The organism is Natrinema salaciae, from assembly GCF_900110865.1.
GTDB classification, from domain to species: Archaea; Halobacteriota; Halobacteria; order Halobacteriales; family Natrialbaceae; genus Natrinema; species Natrinema salaciae.
Genome location: NZ_FOFD01000003.1, coordinates 483953 through 501678 on the forward strand (window position 1 = coordinate 483953; position 17726 = coordinate 501678).

Here is a 17726-nt window from a genome sequence, read left to right on the forward strand (position 1 = left end):
TGTCGATACTCCCCGGTGAAGAACCGCTCGAGAATCCGTCCGACGATGGGAAACGGCGATCGAACCGAGCGCCGACTCAGGCGTCGACCGGTCGGCCGTCTTCGGTCGGCGGCGCGATGTGATCGACGTACTCCTCGAGGCCGGGTTCGTCGACGCGGACCCGAACGGCGATCTCGCCGAGTTCGTCCGGTTTCCCGACCGAGAAGTTCACGTACTCCTCGAACGCCGCCTGTTTCTTCAGCGCGAAGGAGAAGGTGTCGCCCTCGCGGTTCGCGAAGAACTCGCCGCGGGCGGTGTCGAGGATTTCCTGCCGGTGGAGCAGCTCCGAGAAGTGATCGAGTGAGTGCGCCTCGCCCCTGACCTCGCCGAACTCCTCCTCGAGGTCGGCGTTGGGGAAGATGTTGGCGACGGCGTCGATCACGCGACTCGTGACCTCGGTGTCGTAGACCGGTGCCGTGATCTCGACGTCGACGCGGTAGATCTCGCTCATGGGTCGGCTTCGGCCTCGGCGTGTTTCCCGTCGTCGGTTTCCCCGCGGACGATCGACCGAATCTCCTCGTGGAACGCCTCGAGCGAGCCGGTGTTCTCGATGACGACGGTCGCCCGAGCCATCGCGTCGTCCATCCCGAAGCCACGTTCGCGCTCGTCGCGCGCGGCGAGACTCTCGCCGCCGTCGGCCTCGCCGACGTCCCGGCCGCGCTCGTCGATCCGCTCGGCCCGGACCTCGAAGGGTGCCTCGATGCTGACCAGCGTGAACGCGTCGTTGAACGCCTCCTCGAACACGTCGACCTCGGTACCCGAGCGGATGCCGTCGACCAGCACCGTCTCGTGGGTCTCGAGGCGGTCCTCGATCATCGGTAGCGACCGTTCGGCGATCGCCGCCGGACCGTTCTCGTCGCGCAACGCTTGCGCGACCTTCCCGTGATCCTTCGCGGGGTCGAGCCCGCGGTCGGCCGTCTCCTGGCGGACGACGTCGCCCATCGTCACCACCGGGATCCCGTCCTCGCGTGCGACGGTGGCGGCCTCGCCCTTGCCGCTCCCAGGGAGTCCCACCGTTCCGATGACGTGCATCGAGCACACGTACCGGCGAGACGTGCATAAACGCTGTGTTCGTCGTTCGGCCGTCCCGTTGTTTCCCTGCAACGGTTTCCGAATCGGTAATTGCCGTGCTGGGAACCGCCTCCATGCGCCGCTCGAAGCGGAACCGGCGTGATCAGATCCCGCTCGAGTTCGGGCGCTTATGCGGGCGCTATCGGTCGGTTTTCCTGCGTCGAAATGATTATTTCGCCGGTAGCGACCCGCCTATTCGTCCGAACTCGAGATAATTCGATCGAACTCTGACTGATCGATGAAACGGAGATACGTCGTTATGTGGATGTCCATTGCGGAGACAGGTGCCGCACCATGACAGACACGACACTCAATAGGCGGCGATTCACGGCTGGACTCGGTGCCGGACTGGTCGCCGCGGTCGCAGGATGTATGGGCAACGGCGAATCCGACGAGGAGTCGCCGAACAACGACTCGGACGAACCGAGCGACGGGTCCGACGACACCGACGACCTCGGGTCCGGCGACTCCGAGGACAACGAGTCCGACGGCGGAATCGGGAACGAATCCGACGGAATCGGGAACGAATCCGACGACGGCGACCTGGGCAACGAGTCCGACGACACGGACGCGGGCAACGAGTCGACCGACGACACCACCGAAAACGAGAGCGACGACGATTCGGAGGTCGACTACTGACGTCGGTCCGTGGTGTCGATCTCGGTATTCAGGGGCGCTTCTCTTTTTCGGGCGATTCGCCGGATAGCGCCGGCTACTCGCGGTCGAGCTTCGTTCCCGTCCGGGGTCGGAGCGGAGTCGACTGCGACCGGAAACCCCAACTGCTTATACCGTTCCGCCGTCGATTCGGACTCGAGGGCGCGTAGCTCAGTCCGGAAAGAGCGTCGGACTTCTAATCCGACGGTCGTGGGTTCAAATCCCATCGCGCCCGTGCAGCGAACGAAGCCGGATCGCGCGGTTGCTGGGGGACTCTTTCAGGGAGGTCTGCGTGAGCGGGACCGTCGGTATCGCCCTCGAGACCCCCCGAAAGCGGGTCTCCACCGCGCCAATCTCCACGACTGACCGCGAGTTCCGCTGTTCCGAGTGCGGCGCACGTTGTACGCGGCTTCTCGACGGTCACTCGGAGGCCGGGAACCGGCGTGACCGCTCCCGGCGACTGCGACGGACGGGGGCGGACCGAAAGCCACCGCTGCTGATCGACGGGGTGAGCAGCGATGACGGATGCGTTCGTGCCCGCGTCGTTCCTGTACGACGTCGCGACGGGTTCGACGCGTCGACGTCCCTCACAGCGGACGAGCGAGTCGTTCGCGAGGTTCGGACCGACGTTTGGTGCAGCCAAAGCGAGGTGGGCTGCCCCGACCAGGAAGCAGGTCCACTCATCTGCTCAATCTGTGGTGTACCTCTCGACGAAGCGAAGCGCGTCCGCGGAGCGAACGCTCTCAGAAGCAGACTGGTGATCCAAATGCTCGCTTAGCTCTCTCTCGAGGTCGGTCACCTACACATTTTGCATCGCTACGAGGGTATTCACTCCTCTCTCGAGCAGTTCAGGGGGCACACCCCTCTCGGCAAGCTGGCTGCCCCACTGGCACATTGTGAGGTTTGTTCGGCGCTGCTGTTGTCGTCGGGACCTCGCTTCCGCTCCCGGAGTCGCTACCGGGCTCACCCCCTCCTCAGACAGATGGCATGGGGTGAAACAGCGTGTGAATGGGTGCTGGAAGGTCCGTGTGTGAGAGAGAATGCGGTAGTACGAGGATGCCGAGACCGAATACGGATGCAAAAGAGTGGGCGAGAGGGCCGACAGTGCCAGGATATGTTGAAAATCACTGAGCGTTGATCTGCCGGTGAACATCACACAGCGAATTCGAAGAAAGAAAGTCGGGAAGACGCCTCTATAACAAACAATGGTCGCGAACGGGGAGCGAATCAATTTGCATGATGTAATGCTGGTACTGCTCTTTGGACTCGGCGTCACTGCCCTTCTGACGACGGTCGTCGCAGGTAGTATTCTCACTCTATTTTTGCTTCTCATCTACGAGCTTTTGTTTCAACCAGCAACACTTCCTGCAGCGGAAATCCTCGTCCCGGTCATCTGTAGCGCAGGAGTCTGCCTGCTGATTCTCCTGGTGCGCCATGAACGAGATGCACCTGACCATACGATCCGTTCGGTCGGTGCTTCTCGGGCTCGAAGAGAGGAGCATTCCGAATTGATAGATACCGTCCAATTGGTTGCTCACCAAGCTGTAGTGCCTGTCCCGGACGTTTACGTCGCGCCAATGGACGCGCCGGTTTCGTTCACGACAGGATTTAAGCCACAAACCGCACGACTCGTGGTAAGTGAGGGACTGGTAACGCTACTCGAGCAATCCGAACTCGAAGCGGTCATTGCACACGAAATTGCTCACGTGAAAAATCGGGACGCAGCGGTAATGACTGCCGTCTCGTTACCGGTCGGATCCTCACAGCGCGTTTTTCGTCTGCTCTCGAACTCCACTATCGGTGTCGAACACGGACAGACGAGTCGTGCCGATCTCGAGGACGCACTCGTCACTGCTGGACTGATTCTCGTTTTTCCCGTCTGGATCGTCGCTGTCCTCTGTTGGGCGGCACTCTCTCGGACGCGAGAATTCACCGCTGACAGCGCTGCAATTGCTATCACCGGGAACCCGGTTGCGCTGGCAACCGCCCTCGAAAAAATCGATTCGACACTTGCCGAGCGACCCTCGACTGATCTCAGAAGCGCAGAGATTTCACCGCTTGCGATCGTCGAACCCCCACGGAAACAGCCTGATTTTGGCGGCGTACCGTTACCGACGAGTCGGTTGAACCGGGTCGCGAAGACGCATCCACGCACAGAACGACGACTCGAGCGACTTCGAGAAAGCGATCCGTGAACAACCAATCTTCTCCACATCAAGTATCGGATCAGGAGTCTCGTGGGAGTATAGAATACAGAATGAGTGCCGAAACAGCGACAGAATAGTCGCGACTCAATATACTGTGAGTCGCGTGTTCTTATCTGTGATTAGCCTGGCTGCAATAAGGCTAGGAATCGTTTCGTTCCGTCGAATAGTGGGTACACAACGGTTATCCCGGCCTGGCGTGTTTCTTTCTACTGTGATAGATACGAATTCCGCTACGTCTCCCGCCTCGTTCAGCGTCGTGGCCGCGCTAGCGATGCTCTTCGGTGCGCTCGTGTTCGGCTACGGCCTCTTGCTCGTCCCGTCGTCGGTGCTGGGGGGTGTCTGGATCGCTGCGATCGGTCTCTCGCTCGCGCTTTCGGGTGTGTTCGCGACCGAGCGGGTCGGGAAGCGGTTCGCCCGCTCCGCCGCGGCCCGACGCAAGTTCTCGCTGGCGTTCGCCGTACTCGCCGTGGTCCTGCTGGTCGCGTTCGCCGCCATCAACGGAGCGAGTTTCGAGTCCGCCGCGATCGAACGCAGCGGCTGAACGGCCCGTCCTGTCCGGTTCCACCGCCAGTAACTCCGGGAATGCGTCGACCGACGGCGCAGTCTGGTCAAAATATCATAATGTATTGGATATGTGAAGGTTTCCGATACACTAATGTCGGCCACTAACGTTAAATACAATGTCGGCAGATTCGGCCGATCGCATCACAGGGGATACGGGGGACGCACTGATCATCGCCGCACGACGATCATCATCCCTGCTGCCGACATGTACACCCTTTCGACACCGACTTTCCAGCCGCTGCGATAGCCCGCGAGCGATCGCGCCGCCGGTTCTTCCAGACACGGGGTTCCACATTCAGGCCGACGATACAACCCGCGTCGGCTCCTGCCGATCGTATGGACGAGCCGGACCTCGAGCGGACCGCTTTCACCGGACCGAACGCGACGTCCGAACCGGACAGCTACGCGGAGCAAGCGCGCCGGCGCGCGGAAACCGAACGCGAGGCCGTCGAGTGGGCCGTCGACGAACTCGCGTCGATGATCGCCGACGCGAGCGTCGACCTCGAACCGTTGCTCGAGTACGCACGCCGCAGTCGAGAGAGCATGCCCGATCGGCACGTGCGGGCGTACGAGGCGATGGCCGGAACCTTGGACGTCGATACGGCCGTTTACGACGTCTACGCCTTCGCGTACAGCGACCTCTGTGACGAACTGGCCGACGAGCCGGCCGCCGATCCCTCGAGAGGGTGTACGAACGTGCTCGTGTCGCCGCCGCGGGCCGCCGGGGACGCCCCGCTCGTACTCAAGAACCGTGACATCGCGGGACGGGGTGTCCGTCCCAAATCCGTCGTCGAACAGCCGGCGATCGGCGACTTCCACGGCTTTCTCACGGTCGATACCTGCGGCACGGTCATGCTCTACAAGGGCGTCAACGATCGGGGGCTCGTCGCGGCGAACACGTACATCGACGCGAACCGGGACGATCTCGAGCCCGAGGACCAGCTCCGGAACGGCACCGTCGTCAGGCGGCTCCTCGAGGAATGTGCCACCGTCGCGGCGGCTCGTTCCCTGCTCGAGTCGCTCCCGGCGCGACGGCTGATGGCGCAGACGCTCTTTCTGGCCGACGGGACCGACGCCGCGTTGCTCGAGGTGAATCCGCTCGCGGAGCGGCTCGTCGTCGACGACGCGGACGCCGTCACCCGAACGAACCACTTCGTGCTGTCGCGTTCGGACGAGACGGAGAGTTCGCGACGCCGACGGGAGCGAGCGACGACGCTGCTCGAGGCGGAGACCGAGCTCGATCGGGGCACGCTCTGGCGGATCGCGAGGGATCACGAACACGGGCCGGGCGACGAGTCGATCTGCCGGCATCCGGAGCCGGACACGGACGACTACGCCGTCGGGCAGCTGACGACCGCGAGCGCGGCGGTGTTCGACGGGGGATCGCCGACCGTGGAGGTCGTCGTGGGCAACCCCTGCGAGACCGAGCCGACGCAGTGTGCCTTCGGCGACGAGCTCCCGATGGCTCTCCGGACGGGAGCGCGGTGGCTCGAGCGGCTTCGGTGACCGAACGCGTGCGCGAGCCGGAGACGCTGAATAATCGGCGCGACGACACGAGGGTATGGACAGTCACCTGCGACGACTCGTCGTCGATCCCGCGGCGTTTTTCGAGCGCGCGTCGCCCTCGACGTCGGCGTCGGCCGGCGTACTCGTGGCGGTCGGTATCGTCTGTCTGGGGGCCTTTCAGCCGGTGCTCTCGCTGCTCCGGTCGCCGGTGATCCCCGACGAGGCGGTCTTCGACGCGTTTCCACCGATCCGATACGTTACCGCGGGCTGGGACGTGTCGCTTCCGGGGGCCGTCGGATTGCTGCTCGGCGGCCTGTTCGCTGTACCGACGATACTCGTTCTCGGCCCGATCTAGGGCGTCCGAACGCGACGTCGCTCGAGGTCGGCCTCGAGCCGATCGGCGGCCCGAAGCCGCAGTTTCTTCGCCCGCCGTTCGGTGATTCTCGAGTCGGGGTGCCGATCCGCGAGCGGGTCGTACGCCGACGGTTCGAATCCGAGTCCGCGGAGGTATCGCCGGACGCTCGAGTCCCCGAGCCCGTCGTGGATGGCCGCGTCGGTGATCGACTCGACGGTGTCGAACTTGGGGAGTCGGAGCGGGCCGTCAGTGACTGCGTTCGAGTCGATAATCGCGTCCGACGCCGTCGGGATCGCCGATCCGTCGACGACCGTGCCGCGGGCGTCCGCGCGGGAGACGATCGATCGCACCGCCTCCGCGAGCCGGAGTACCTGACTCGGCAGGGCCGCGTCGGGCGAGCGCCACTCCACGGTCGGCATCGCTTTTCGCAGACGGACCGGGTTCCAGACCGCGTCGTAGGGGGCGAACTCGTCGTCGAACGCGTCCGGATCGACGCCGCGCTCGAGTGCGCGCTCGCGGAACACGCCGTGGGCGGTCTCGAGCCGCTGCTCCCACTCGGCGACGCTGTCGACGTAGGGCCACAGATGGCCCTGTTCGGGACAGGTCTCGTAACACGAGCAACGGTAGAGGAACGGCCGGGCGCACTCGAGGATGCGTTCGCCGCGGTGGTGGGCGGCGCTGGTGACCAGCGCGAAGGCGGGGTCGATCGCGGTCAGGGCGTTGAGCTGGTCGGCGACGTTCGACTGCTCGAAGTGAACGTGCGTCCCGGCACAGAACCGGGCGTCGTCGAACGTCGGCCCGACGATCCGTCGCTGCAGGTCGGTCCCCACCTTCTCGCGGTACGGAACGTCGGCGGGCGCTGCGTACAGCGGCGTCGCGAGCGGAACGAGCCGCTTGTTCCGCTCGCGCGCCGCATCGGCGACGCGACCGATCCGACGGGGCAGCTCCTCGCGGAGTTCGGCCATCGACTCGCACGGGGTTGTCTTGATCTCGAGCATCGGCTCGACGAACTCGGGATCGACCTGTTCCGAGACGTCGAGCAGTGTGTCGGGCGGGACTAGATCGCCGTCGTCGTCGACGACCCAGTACTCCACCTCGAGGCTGGTTTTCATGGATGTCTCCGTTGGCGTGGTGACGATGGTGTGGCCCTCGAGCACGCCGTCACCGGGCCACGACTGGCGGTCGGCGGCGGTGATCGACGTCGACGTCCGCAGTTCGGACCCCGCCGCCGTCCGTTCAGTAGTCGGTCTCCTGTTGGATGCGAAGGTAGGAACGAGCTACGCCAATGAATTGAGCCTGCGTGCGCAGGTTGTGTCGTCCGTTAGCAGCGTGAATGCCGGGACGTCCAGACCCACTAACACTGATGTTACGTGGTGGCTCCGGGGTTGCTGCTGGTTTGATACCCCTGCGGTAACACTTTGTGACTGCATGAGCGACGAGACGACTGCGGACGACGCGACAGTGATCGTTGTCGGCGGCGGCCCCGCCGGACTGAGTGCTGCCCTCTTTACCGCGAAGAACGGCCTCGAGACGACTGTCTTCGATACCGACGAGACGTGGATGCACAAGGCACACCTGTTCAACTACCTCGGGATCGGCTCGGTCGGCGGCAGCGAGTTCATGGCGACGGCCCGCCAGCAGGTCGACGACTTCGGCGCCGACCGTCGACAGGGAGAGGCCGTGACCGCCGTGAGCGAAGCCGGCGATGGGTTCGTGGTCGAGACCGAGGCGGACGAGTACGAAGCCGACTTCGTCGTCCTCGCGACGGGCGCGAACCGCGAACTCGCCGAAGACCTCGGCTGTGACCGCACCGACGAGGGGACCGTCGACGTCGGCGTGGAGATGGAGACCAGCGTCGAGGGCGCGTACGCGACCGGTGCGATGGTCCGCGCCGAGGAATGGCAGGCCGCGATCGCCGTCGGCGACGGGGCCGCCGCAGCACTCAACATCCTCTCGACCGTACGTGGCGAACACTACCACGACTTCGACGTTCCCGCGGACGCCGAGCGCGTCTTCGGGGAACACGTCGCGGAGTAATCGCCGCGACGACTCCACGACCGGTCGGAGCCACCATCGATCCAAGTCACCATGTCTAACGAATCCACCAATCCGATCACGCCGGAACTGCCCGACAGCCCCGTCCACACGACGGGTACCGACCACATCACCATCTGGGGGAGCAACGAGGCGGACACGATCGCGTTCTATCAGGACGTGCTCGGCATGCCGCTGGTGCTTCGCCAGCCGAACCTCGACGACCCCTCGCAGACCCACCTCTTCTTCGATACGGGCGACGGTCGCATCCTCACTTTCTTCGTCAGCGACGACCGGCCGTCGAACCGTCGCGGGCAGCGCGGCGGCGTCGGCGCTGTCCACCACCTCTGTTTCAGCGTCGATCCCGACGAATACGAGGACACGATGGACGCCCTCGAGGACGCAGGTCACCAGTACAACGTCTTCGACCGGGGCATCTTCCACTCGATCTACACGACGGACAACAACGGCCTCGTCATCGAATTATCGACGGACAAGTACGAGGTGCCCGACGACCGCCGCGGCGAAGTGCTCGCCAAGGCGCAGGAACTCCGCGAGGAAGACGGTGCCGAGTACGCCAAAGACGAGCACCTCCGCGGTGCCATCGAGGCGCTGGGCCTCGAACTCGTCGAACACGATCTCCCCGACGCCAGCGCCGGCGTCGGTGGTGTCGAATGAGCGCCGATGCCGGTGCCAACGGACCGCACCAGAATCAGCCCCTCGTCACGGGCGGGACGGACCTCGCGGACGCCGAGGCGGCGCTCGTCCTCACTCACGGCCGCGGCGCGACCGCTCGCGGAATGGTCCAGATGGCCGACGAGCTCCATCACCGGGGCGTCGCCGTCCTCGCCCCGCAGGCGGCCCGTCAGACCTGGTACCCAAACTCGTTTCTCGCACCCGTCGATCGCAACGAGCCGGGTCGGAGTTCGGGCCTGCAAGCGATCCGCGACGCGATCGGCGAGGCCAACGACGCCGGGATTCCGACCGAGCGCGTCGCGCTGATCGGCTTCTCGCAGGGTGCCTGTCTCGCGAGCGAGTTCCTCGCCCGTAATCCGCGACGATACGGCGGCCTCGCCGCCCTCAGCGGCGGACTCATCGGCGAGGAACTCGACGACGAGTACCCCGGCGACCTCGAGGGAACGACGGTCTTCCTCGGCTGTAGCGACGTCGATCCGCACATTCCCGAGCAGCGCGTCCACGACACGGCCGACGTCTTCGAGTCGATGAGCGCCGACGTGACGAAACGACTCTACCAGGGGATGGGGCACGGCATCAACGAGGACGAGATGGCGTTCGTCTCGGAGATGGTCGCTGATCTGGTCGACTGAACACACCGTACTAGCAGAACCTCCGAATTGGGCTGCACAATTGCATGAGGGTCAGTGAGATAAACTAGGTCCGTGCGGAGTTCTGCGGTTTCGACTGATTCTACGCAAATCTGCATCAGATCGTGTAATAATCCTGTATTGCTGTCCAATTTGAACTGCGCCCCAATTGTGCCAAGGACATCGTCCGAGATGACCGGCTGCCATTCGGTAGGCCTCATATTCTCACCATCTCTCTCAAATTAGATTGAAGATACAGCAAATAGACCATCTCGTGACATACACCATTAATTACCTCCAACAATAAATAAACTATTTATTTTTATGGCACCGTTTTCAACTCAGGTATGGGTGGTCTGGGCGGGGGTAAGATGGAAGCACGGAAGTTCGCAAGACGGTTCATCGATAGAAGGTTTACCGACGCGGCCAGCATGCTGACCGATGACGGCCATTCGGCCATCATGGATTCTTTCCCCGATTCACTCGCGGAAGAAGGAATGGACTCCGAGGAGGTTCTCGAACAGTGTTGGTGGGGACTCCACGGGCAGTACGGTGAGCCGGAGGCGGTGGACGAGCTAACTGTTCACGACGGCAACCAGGCCACTGTCACGTTCGCTTTCGAGAACGGAACTGAAACCGCGACCCTGAACCTTACTGGTAAGAGCATCTCCGATTTTACGTTTACGCCTACATACGAATCACCAGCCTATGCCGACGAAGACGCATTGACCGAGCACGAAGTGACCGTCGACACTGGGGATGTGGCCCTCAACGGACTGCTCACAGTTCCCGAAGGAAGGACTCCAGTCCCGGGCGTTGTGCTTGTCCACGGAGCCGGCGTACATGATCCGGATGGCACGGTGGGCAATTCGAAAATCCTGAAGGACATCTCGTTGGGACTCGCCAGCGAGGGAGTTGCCTCACTCCGCTACGAAAAACGCCTCGCCAACCACGAGATCCCCGACGATGCGCTCACCTTGGATACAGTAGTAACCGACGACGCAGTCGCGGCAGTTGACCGACTCGCTGCTTTCGATGACGTTCACCAGGATTCGCTGTTCGTCGCCGGTCACAGTCAGGGCGGAATGTGCGCCCCACGCATCGCCGACCGTCACGGTGGTCTTGCGGGCGTTGTGAACCTCGACGGTTCTCCTGAGCCGAACCTTCCCCCAGAGCACGCCGACATTATCCGATACGAGTTCGAGATTGACGGCGACCTCAACGAGGAGCAGGCGGCTCGAGTAGAGAGGGACCGCGAGACGCTCCGGCGAATCGCTGAGGGCGAGTTTGACGACGAGAAGATTATGGGTCGTCCGGGTGCCTGGCATCGGAGCCTACGGGAGTACGACCCTGTGTCTACCGCCAGCGACCTCCACGTACCTACACTCGCCCTGACGACGTTTAGTGCCGACGAGGAGACGCAGCCCGAACTCGCCGCCTTCTTCCGGACCCGCTACGAGACCTGGCTGGATGCTGATCTCCCTGAGGGAAGCCACGTCGAATGTTATACGAACGTGGACCATTATTTCCAGTCGATCACGCCGCCAGCAACCCCGCACAGCCTATACTTCGGTGGCAACGTCGCTGAGACCGTTATCGATGATTTAAATAAGTGGATTCAGGGAGTCAGCACCCAGTGACCATCACATGACGGGTTAGTCCACGAGGGCACTGCGTGAACCGATTCGGAGGGTTTCGTCTCGAAGAACTCCCTGGCTGGTGTGGCCGATTATACTATACTGCCCTAGTAGTCCGTAGTGTACTTCATGAACAGCCGAGTAATACTCAAGCAGTAGTCTTATTATTGATATAATAAACTCAAAACGGTTAGCACGGGGCTACTGATGTGTGTTGAAACGATTGACAATAATTAGTATCGCAGGTGCAATTGTCGATTCACGGGTACTGCTAAAGAGGCGCGTCAGCGGATGACGGTCACGGGGACCGGGGAGCGGCGGACGATCTTTTCGGCGACGCTCCCGAGCAGGATCCGGGAGAGCCCTTCCCGCCCGTGGCTCCCGATTACGACGTGATCGATCTCGTCGTTCTCGTCGGCGAACGAGACGATCTCGCGGGCGGGATCCCCGACGGCGGTCTCGGTTCGGAACTCCCTGTCCGAGTCGCCGATCAGGTCCGCGATCTCCCCCGGGAGTTTCTTGGAGACCTTCTTCTCGCGCTCCCGAAACATCTCCCGGACGATCTCGATACCGGCCTCCGTGGAGCCGTCCGCCGCGTCGATGACGCGCAACAGTACGATCTCCTCGTCGGAATACGTGGTGAACGCGTGTTCGACCGCTTTCCGTGCGGGCTCGGAGCCGTCGTACGCGACGAGGATCGCCATACGTGTTGTACATCCTTCAGGAATATAAACCCGAGCGACGAGCCGATCGAAAGAAGAGTGCTCGTTCTCGGACTGGCGCGACCGCCCGCGAGAGCGGATACCCGTCGATCGTCGCGGTTGCTACTTCTCGGGTCGACCGGCGGCGCTCCTCCTTCGTGTCCTCGTCGACCGAGAGGCGAGCTACCGCTCCTCGACGACAGCGAGCGGAGTCACGTATCAGCGTAGAACCTGGCGAGGCCGCAGTCGGGACAGATGTAGCAGGTCAGGAACGATCCTTTCAGGTCGAGCGCTCCGAGGAGACCGCCGCCCGAACCGATTCGGATTCCGTCGCCGCGGTAGGTCGTTTTGTGTTTCGTTTCGCCCATCTCGACGCCACAATCCGGACAAGATGGCATACGTGGACGACTCGCGCTGGTGTCACATAATACGATAGTACTGATTTTAATTGAGTCTGTACCAGTGGCTGCAGTAACGCGCCCACATCGGTAACGAATCGTGTCGAACGTCTTTCGCTCGGGTCGCTTCACGACGACTCGCGCAAAAACTTCGATGAAAAAGTCGCTCGCACCCCGACTCGCGACCGACGGCCGCTTGTCCTTTCGTAGCGCGAAGCGCCCCGAATTCGTTCTCTCGCGGCTGCTATTCTTCGAAACCGTCCTCGAATCGGAACGTCCCGTTCCGCTGTACTACTTCACCGTCCACCTCGATGAACGAGTCCTCGCTCATGTCGACGATCATGTCGACGTGGACCGCGGAGTCGTTGGCTTCGTTGCCCTCGCCGACGGTGTCGTCGTAGGCCCGGCCGACGGCCATGTGGACCGTATCGCCCATTTTCTCGTCGAAGAGCATGTTGTAGGTGAACTGGTCGATATCGCGGTTCATCCCGATGCCGAGTTCGCCGAGTCGGCGCGCGCCCGCGTCCGTCTCGAGCACCTCGGTCAGCACGCCCTCGTTCTTCGCCGCCGAGTGGGAGACGACCTCGCCGCCCTCGAACACGAGGTGGACGTCCGTGATCTCCCGGCCCTGATGGTACAGCGGCATGTCGAACAGCACCTCGCCCTCGACGCTGTCGGGCTGCGGTGCGGTGAAGACCTCGCCGCCGGGGAGGTTGTGCTCGCCGTGGTCGTTGATCGTCGGGTTGCCGGCGACGGACATCGTCACGTCGGTCGTGTCGCCACTGACGATGCGGACCTCCTCGGCGGGGTCCATGATCTCGACCATGTGTTCCTGATGGTCGCGCTGTTCCGCCCAGTCCTTGTTGACCGCGTCCCAGACGAAGTTCTCGTACCCCTCCGTGCTCATCTCGGCGAGCTGGGCGTTGGCCGGCGCGGGGTACTGGGTGAGACACCAGCGCTTGGACAGTCGCTCCTCGAGAATCGGGCGCTGGGCCTGCTGGTAGGCGGCACTGGTTTCCGGATCGACGTCGCTGGTCTGGGTGACGTTGTCGCTGCTGCGAATGGCGATGTAGACGTCGGTATTCCGAATGAGTGCGAGTTCGTGTTCGGGGGTGTCGAACTCGTCGTCGGACGACCGTAGATACGCGCGCTGCTGGCGTTTCCCGGTTCGCTGGCTCGTCGTGATCGGGTTCGCACCCCGATCGCCGATCACTTCGTGGAGGGCGACGACCAGGTCCTCGGCGACCGGGTGGGCGTCGACGACGACGTTGTCTCCCTCCTCCAGGTCGACCGAGTGGGTGGCGATAATCTCAGCGTGTTCGCGGATTCGCGGGTCCATACCCCGGTCTTGGCGGGGGGAGGAAAAAACGGTTCGTGATTTGGAACGTGCGGGGCCGGGGGTCGACCGGTTTCTCGCCGGTCGCTCAGTCGGTCCCAAATCCGTACTCGTCCGTTCCGTCCGTCCCGTGGCCGTCGTTTCGGGAGCGGTTCGTCGTCTCGAGGTCGTCGCTCTCGAGGAACTCCTGGAAGAACGAGACGGTCGCGGCTGTCAGGACCAGCGCGAGCGGTGCCGAACCGAGCAGCGCGAGCAGGAAGCCCGCGCCGCCGGCGCTCACCAACAGGGACAGGACGAGCGAGGAGACGGCCCCAGCGACGAGATGCCAGAACGCGAAGCCGAGCACTGGCCCGCCCGCGGTCGTGAGCCGTACGGATCGGCGAAACGCCTCGCGGAACGGGGTATCGTCGACGACGAACAGGAACGGGACGGGATAGAAGACGTACCCGACGACGACGATCGCCGGAATCGCGAGCAAGACAAGCGGTGGGGCGAGAACGAAAACCGGGACGACCAGCAGAAACGCGCCGAACACGACGAGATTGTAGAGGACGAATCGCGGCGCGTAGGTCACGACACACGAACCGATGGCGATCGGTTCGTGCCGGAGTCGTCGATCGATTCCGCCGACGTACGCCGCCATCAGGATCGCCGAGATCACTCCGTATGCGACGAGCGCGAGGCCGATCCAGACCATCGCCTCGGTACCGAGCGCCTCGAGCGGAACCGCGACGGTTTCGACCGGCGTTTCGATCGTCACGTCGGTCCCGCCGGACCCGGTCGGCCCGGCGGGGGTCGTTGGTCCGCCGGACGGGCCCGGTTCGCCGGGAGCGCCGCCGAACGAGGGGCTGCCGTACGACTCATCGCGCGGCGGGTGTGTCGTCGCTGCCGGCGGATCCGGCGGGTTGGCGAACCGCCACAGGGTTACCAGCGGGCTCGGGAACAGCAACTCGAGGGTGATCGAGAACCCGCGACCGGCGGGGTCGCTCGCTCGTCGAACCTTCTCGAACTCGAGCATCGTGAGGAGCAGCGGGACGACGGCGAACCCCCCGAGATCGCCGAATCGGTCGATAACGCGGGAGACGTGGCGTGTGAACGGGTTCGAGCCGTCGCCAGTCTCCGGCGAGTCGTCGCCGGGAGGCGGTCCGGCGGTGGGAGCGGAGACCATACGTCGCCGTACACATGACGGGCCAGTGAATGTTTCCGTCGGGGCTGCCCCTCGAGCGCTCGACTCGAGTCGCACCGAGAGGGCGACATACTTTACGGCCCTCCCGGTAGTGGCGTCCATGATCGATCTCCGGAGCGACACCGTCACGACGCCCGACGAGGCGATGCGCGAGGCCGCCGCCACCGCCACGGTCGGCGACGACGTCTACGGCGAGGACCCGACCGTGAACGAACTCGAGGCGCGTGCGGCCGAGGCGGTCGGCAAAGAAGCGGCCCTCTACGTTCCCTCGGGGACGATGGGAAACCAGATCGCGGCTCGAGTCCACACCGATCGCGGGCAGGAGGTACTGGCCGATCGGAAGAGCCACGTCGTCAAGTACGAACTCGGCGGGCTCGCCCAGCACGCCGACCTGCAGGTTCGCATGCTCGAGACGGACCGCGGGGTCCCGACGCCCGAACAGGTCGCCGACGAATACGTCCCGGCGGATCTCCACAGACCTGGGACCGGCCTGCTCTGTCTCGAGAACACGCACAACGCCCGGGGCGGTCTCGCAATCGCCCCCGAAACCGTCGCCGCCGCCGCTGCGGCGGCCCGCGAGCGCGACGTGCCGGTCCACCTCGACGGCGCGCGCGTGTTCAACGCCGCGACGGCGCTCGACGTGCCCGTCACCGAGATCACGGACCCGGTCGACTCGGTCATGTTCTGTCTCTCGAAGGGACTCGGTGCGCCCGTCGGGTCGATGCTCGCGGGCGGCGACGATTTCATCGAACGCGCGCGTCGCACGCGCAAGCTGTTCGGCGGCGGGATGCGACAGGCCGGGATCGTCGCGGGCCCCGCCCTCGAGGCCCTCGAGAACGTCGACGGCCTCGAAACGGATCACGAGAACGCGTGCCTACTGGCCGAGGGCATCGCGGCCGTCGAGGGTTTCGACGTTCAGGTGCCGGAGACGAACATCGTCCTCGCGGACGTGTCGGGAACGGGGCTCGAGCCGGCGGCCGTCCTCGAGTTGCTCCGCGACCGGGACGTGCTGGCGACGCCGTTCGGACCGACGACGATCCGCTTCTGCACGCACCGCGATATCGGTCGCGAGGACGTCGACCGGGCGCTCGAGCGGCTCGAAGAGGCGTTCGCCTGAGAGCGGGGGTGCCGCGGGCTACCGGTTGCCGCGCATTCCGTCGCGGAACTCGAGGACGGTCCGTCGGAGGAGGAGATACGCGAAAAAGACCAGCCCGAGCAGGATCAGGACGACCGCGATGATGACGGGATCATCGGGGAGGAGACCGGTGATGAGGTCCAACATATCCGGCCGCTACTGTGTCAGCGTGGTTAATCGTTTCGACCTCGATCGGCCGCGTACGAACCGATCGTCGGTAAGTGAACTACTCCGCCCTACCGCGCTCGGGCCTACCCGGCCCTCGCTTGTCGAGGACGGAGCTTCCTGTTTCTGTGTCGGAGCTTGCAGGAACAAGTCCCACATCGGTTCCAGACTCCGCAGGCGATTTCCCTTTATCGGCGGTTCGGAGTGTCCCACTCCTCCCGAATCGACACTCGGCCACAACCGACGATGCACGCTTTTTGTCGCGTTTGAACAACGCCGGAAGCGTGGTGAGCATCTTACTACCCTCTTCGACTGCCGGGTAGTAAGAGTAAGGATGCCGATTCACACGGAAACAAGACGTGTGGGCGCTGTATCCCCTCTCTGCTCGCTTCGCTCGCTGAGGAAGGGGGCTTAGCGCCCTCAATTATAGCTAAAGCGCGAGTTTCAGCTTGCGCTGACTATAACGTCGACCGGCGTGTAGCCTGACGTGTGCCTCGATCGCGGCCCATCTCCCCTCCCGATCCGTTCCACGGGCCGTCAGCTGGATCGAGGCCAACTGTCCCCGATCATCCCATTCCCGGTCCGTTCGGACCGGCGTGGCCCATCCCCCTCTCCCGACCCGCGGCGACGCGGGTCGCCCCCCACCGACACCGGTTCCCGCCTGATTGTCCCCGCTGACGCTGTCGTCGTTCCGCGACACCGTTCGCTATCCCGCTCCCGGTGTGCCGTACGGACGCCGCGCGACCGTTCCGAGCCGACGCGCTCCGCATTACGCCGTCGAAATCGCGACCGTCTCGAGCACCGTCCCGTTCGGCTCCCGAATCTCCACCTCGAGTTCGCCGTTCCGACGCGCCTCGACGGTGGCGAATCCCGGTCGGTTCCCGCGGGGATCGGCGTGGCTCCCGGGATTGAGCAACACGACGTCCTCGGTCTCGACGACGGTCGGCCGGTGGCTGTGGCCGAAGACGACGACGTCGGCCCCGCGAGAGCGACCGAACATCGCGAGTCCCGTCTCGCCGCCGTCCCGCCGGTGCGTAACGGCGATCCGAATTCCGTTCTCCTCGACGACGCGGGCCGTCGGCAGCCGGTCGCGTACCGCGGCGCTGTCGGCGTTCCCGTGGACCGCAAACAGGCGGTCGCACTCATCCTGGAACGCCTCGAGCGCCGTCTCGCTCGTGAAATCGCCGGCGTGGACGACGGCGTCGGCCTCGCGGGCCGCGGTCAGGGCGTCTCCCTCGAGTTCGTGGCCGCCGCTGCTGTGCGTGTCCGAGAAGATCGCGATCATGGTTGCCGTTCGTCCGCCGGTGACAGGTTCCTTTCGGATGCGGCCGCCGCCGACGCTCGGTGCGGCGGGAGCGGCGGTCTGCCGGGCGCGAACCGGGCGGCGACCGATCGCGAACCGGGCGAAACCGC

The 17726-nt window shown here is 64.0% G+C and carries 19 protein-coding genes and 1 tRNA gene; 11 read left to right on the top strand and 9 right to left on the bottom strand.

The genetic code is table 11. The annotated features are described in order from the left end of the window. Positions 1–76 precede the first annotated feature (76 nt). Both BMX07_RS11720 and BMX07_RS11725 read right to left on the bottom strand, forming a co-directional pair. On the bottom strand, positions 77–490 hold the full coding sequence (locus BMX07_RS11720) for an RNA-binding domain-containing protein (protein ID WP_090617980.1): 414 nt from the start codon (positions 488–490) through the stop codon (positions 77–79). Further along, on the bottom strand, positions 487–1071 hold the full coding sequence (locus BMX07_RS11725; RefSeq protein WP_090617982.1) for an AAA family ATPase: 585 nt from the start codon (positions 1069–1071) through the stop codon (positions 487–489). Before BMX07_RS11725 ends, BMX07_RS11720 begins: the two co-directional genes overlap by 4 nt. A 333-nt stretch (positions 1072–1404) precedes the next feature. Here BMX07_RS11725 and BMX07_RS11730 point away from each other — a divergent pair, with 333 nt between their 5' ends. The 6 genes from BMX07_RS11730 (at position 1405) to BMX07_RS11755 (ending at position 6396) form a co-directional block, all read left to right on the top strand. Beyond that, positions 1405–1749: a DNA polymerase V family protein gene (locus BMX07_RS11730; protein ID WP_245742102.1), complete on the top strand. Its 345-nt coding sequence runs from the start codon at positions 1405–1407 to the stop codon at positions 1747–1749. 175 nt (positions 1750–1924) lie between these two features. Then, positions 1925–1999: transfer RNA gene (locus tag BMX07_RS11735), tRNA-Arg, on the top strand. Between the two features lie 970 nt (positions 2000–2969). Beyond that, positions 2970–3959, top strand: a complete 990-nt coding sequence (locus BMX07_RS11740) for a M48 family metallopeptidase (RefSeq protein ID WP_090617988.1) — start codon at positions 2970–2972, stop codon at positions 3957–3959. Between the two features lie 223 nt (positions 3960–4182). Further along, positions 4183–4512, top strand: a complete 330-nt coding sequence (locus BMX07_RS11745) for a hypothetical protein (protein WP_245742103.1) — start codon at positions 4183–4185, stop codon at positions 4510–4512. A 359-nt stretch (positions 4513–4871) separates the two neighbouring features. Continuing rightward, on the top strand, positions 4872–6041 hold the full coding sequence (locus BMX07_RS11750; RefSeq protein WP_090617992.1) for a C45 family autoproteolytic acyltransferase/hydrolase: 1170 nt from the start codon (positions 4872–4874) through the stop codon (positions 6039–6041). Positions 6042–6096: 55 nt separating this feature from the next. Beyond that, positions 6097–6396: a hypothetical protein gene (locus BMX07_RS11755; protein WP_090617994.1), complete on the top strand. Its 300-nt coding sequence runs from the start codon at positions 6097–6099 to the stop codon at positions 6394–6396. On the opposite strand, the gene BMX07_RS11760 is transcribed toward BMX07_RS11755, so the two are convergent. Then, positions 6393–7508 carry a glutamate--cysteine ligase family protein gene (locus BMX07_RS11760; protein WP_090617996.1) on the bottom strand — a complete coding sequence of 372 codons (1116 nt, stop codon included), beginning with the start codon at positions 7506–7508 and terminating at the stop codon, positions 6393–6395. The genes BMX07_RS11755 and BMX07_RS11760 overlap by 4 nt on opposite strands. A 316-nt stretch (positions 7509–7824) precedes the next feature. Here BMX07_RS11760 and BMX07_RS11765 point away from each other — a divergent pair, with 316 nt between their 5' ends. The 4 genes from BMX07_RS11765 to BMX07_RS11780 all read left to right on the top strand — a co-directional run bounded on the left by BMX07_RS11765 (position 7825) and on the right by BMX07_RS11780 (position 11395). Continuing rightward, on the top strand, positions 7825–8433 hold the full coding sequence (locus BMX07_RS11765; RefSeq protein WP_090617999.1) for an NAD(P)/FAD-dependent oxidoreductase: 609 nt from the start codon (positions 7825–7827) through the stop codon (positions 8431–8433). A gap of 51 nt (positions 8434–8484) precedes the next feature. Continuing rightward, a complete protein-coding gene (locus BMX07_RS11770) occupies positions 8485–9108 on the top strand; it encodes a VOC family protein (protein ID WP_090618001.1) in 624 nt (207 codons plus the stop codon). Next, positions 9105–9758: an alpha/beta hydrolase gene (locus BMX07_RS11775; protein WP_090618003.1), complete on the top strand. Its 654-nt coding sequence runs from the start codon at positions 9105–9107 to the stop codon at positions 9756–9758. The genes BMX07_RS11770 and BMX07_RS11775 overlap by 4 nt, the downstream gene beginning before the upstream one ends. Positions 9759–10102: 344 nt before the next feature. Further along, a complete protein-coding gene (locus tag BMX07_RS11780; protein ID WP_090618005.1) occupies positions 10103–11395 on the top strand; it encodes an alpha/beta fold hydrolase in 1293 nt (430 codons plus the stop codon). Positions 11396–11676: 281 nt separating this feature from the next. On the opposite strand, the gene BMX07_RS11785 is transcribed toward BMX07_RS11780, so the two are convergent. The 4 genes from BMX07_RS11785 to BMX07_RS11795 form a co-directional block, all read right to left on the bottom strand. After that, positions 11677–12096 carry a universal stress protein gene (locus BMX07_RS11785; RefSeq protein ID WP_090618007.1) on the bottom strand — a complete coding sequence of 140 codons (420 nt, stop codon included), beginning with the start codon at positions 12094–12096 and terminating at the stop codon, positions 11677–11679. 209 nt (positions 12097–12305) lie between these two features. Next, positions 12306–12491 carry a hypothetical protein gene (locus BMX07_RS23775; protein WP_139210869.1) on the bottom strand — a complete coding sequence of 62 codons (186 nt, stop codon included), beginning with the start codon at positions 12489–12491 and terminating at the stop codon, positions 12306–12308. 244 nt (positions 12492–12735) lie between these two features. Further along, positions 12736–13830 (bottom strand): aminopeptidase, encoded by a 1095-nt coding sequence (locus BMX07_RS11790; protein WP_090618009.1) that lies wholly within the window; start codon positions 13828–13830, stop codon positions 12736–12738. Positions 13831–13915: 85 nt separating this feature from the next. Next, on the bottom strand, positions 13916–14995 hold the full coding sequence (locus tag BMX07_RS11795; protein ID WP_090618010.1) for a hypothetical protein: 1080 nt from the start codon (positions 14993–14995) through the stop codon (positions 13916–13918). A gap of 118 nt (positions 14996–15113) precedes the next feature. Here BMX07_RS11795 and BMX07_RS11800 point away from each other — a divergent pair, with 118 nt between their 5' ends. Beyond that, positions 15114–16130, top strand: a complete 1017-nt coding sequence (locus tag BMX07_RS11800; protein ID WP_090618012.1) for a threonine aldolase family protein — start codon at positions 15114–15116, stop codon at positions 16128–16130. A gap of 18 nt (positions 16131–16148) precedes the next feature. Here BMX07_RS11800 and BMX07_RS24430 read toward each other — a convergent pair whose 3' ends face one another. Beyond that, positions 16149–16295 (bottom strand): DUF7859 family protein, encoded by a 147-nt coding sequence (locus BMX07_RS24430; protein WP_175480129.1) that lies wholly within the window; start codon positions 16293–16295, stop codon positions 16149–16151. Between the two features lie 787 nt (positions 16296–17082). After that, a complete protein-coding gene (locus BMX07_RS11805) occupies positions 17083–17598 on the bottom strand; it encodes a metallophosphoesterase (RefSeq protein WP_090618013.1) in 516 nt (171 codons plus the stop codon). Positions 17599–17726: the final 128 nt, after the last annotated feature.

Bases quoted from the DNA above. Each gene is read 5' to 3' on its own strand.
- BMX07_RS11720 (WP_090617980.1), bottom strand. From the start codon at position 490: ATGAGCGAGATCTACCGCGTCGACGTCGAGATCACGGCACCGGTCTAC.
- BMX07_RS11725 (WP_090617982.1), bottom strand. From the start codon at position 1,071: ATGCACGTCATCGGAACGGTGGGACTCCCTGGGAGCGGCAAGGGCGAG.
- BMX07_RS11730 (WP_245742102.1), top strand. From the start codon at position 1,405: ATGACAGACACGACACTCAATAGGCGGCGATTCACGGCTGGACTCGGT.
- BMX07_RS11740 (WP_090617988.1), top strand. From the start codon at position 2,970: ATGGTCGCGAACGGGGAGCGAATCAATTTGCATGATGTAATGCTGGTA.
- BMX07_RS11750 (WP_090617992.1), top strand. From the start codon at position 4,872: ATGGACGAGCCGGACCTCGAGCGGACCGCTTTCACCGGACCGAACGCG.
- BMX07_RS11755 (WP_090617994.1), top strand. From the start codon at position 6,097: ATGGACAGTCACCTGCGACGACTCGTCGTCGATCCCGCGGCGTTTTTC.
- BMX07_RS11760 (WP_090617996.1), bottom strand. From the start codon at position 7,508: ATGAAAACCAGCCTCGAGGTGGAGTACTGGGTCGTCGACGACGACGGC.
- BMX07_RS11765 (WP_090617999.1), top strand. From the start codon at position 7,825: ATGAGCGACGAGACGACTGCGGACGACGCGACAGTGATCGTTGTCGGC.
- BMX07_RS11770 (WP_090618001.1), top strand. From the start codon at position 8,485: ATGTCTAACGAATCCACCAATCCGATCACGCCGGAACTGCCCGACAGC.
- BMX07_RS11775 (WP_090618003.1), top strand. From the start codon at position 9,105: ATGAGCGCCGATGCCGGTGCCAACGGACCGCACCAGAATCAGCCCCTC.
- BMX07_RS11780 (WP_090618005.1), top strand. From the start codon at position 10,103: ATGGGTGGTCTGGGCGGGGGTAAGATGGAAGCACGGAAGTTCGCAAGA.
- BMX07_RS11785 (WP_090618007.1), bottom strand. From the start codon at position 12,096: ATGGCGATCCTCGTCGCGTACGACGGCTCCGAGCCCGCACGGAAAGCG.
- BMX07_RS23775 (WP_139210869.1), bottom strand. From the start codon at position 12,491: ATGCCATCTTGTCCGGATTGTGGCGTCGAGATGGGCGAAACGAAACAC.
- BMX07_RS11790 (WP_090618009.1), bottom strand. From the start codon at position 13,830: ATGGACCCGCGAATCCGCGAACACGCTGAGATTATCGCCACCCACTCG.
- BMX07_RS11795 (WP_090618010.1), bottom strand. From the start codon at position 14,995: ATGGTCTCCGCTCCCACCGCCGGACCGCCTCCCGGCGACGACTCGCCG.
- BMX07_RS11800 (WP_090618012.1), top strand. From the start codon at position 15,114: ATGATCGATCTCCGGAGCGACACCGTCACGACGCCCGACGAGGCGATG.
- BMX07_RS24430 (WP_175480129.1), bottom strand. From the start codon at position 16,295: ATGTTGGACCTCATCACCGGTCTCCTCCCCGATGATCCCGTCATCATC.
- BMX07_RS11805 (WP_090618013.1), bottom strand. From the start codon at position 17,598: ATGATCGCGATCTTCTCGGACACGCACAGCAGCGGCGGCCACGAACTC.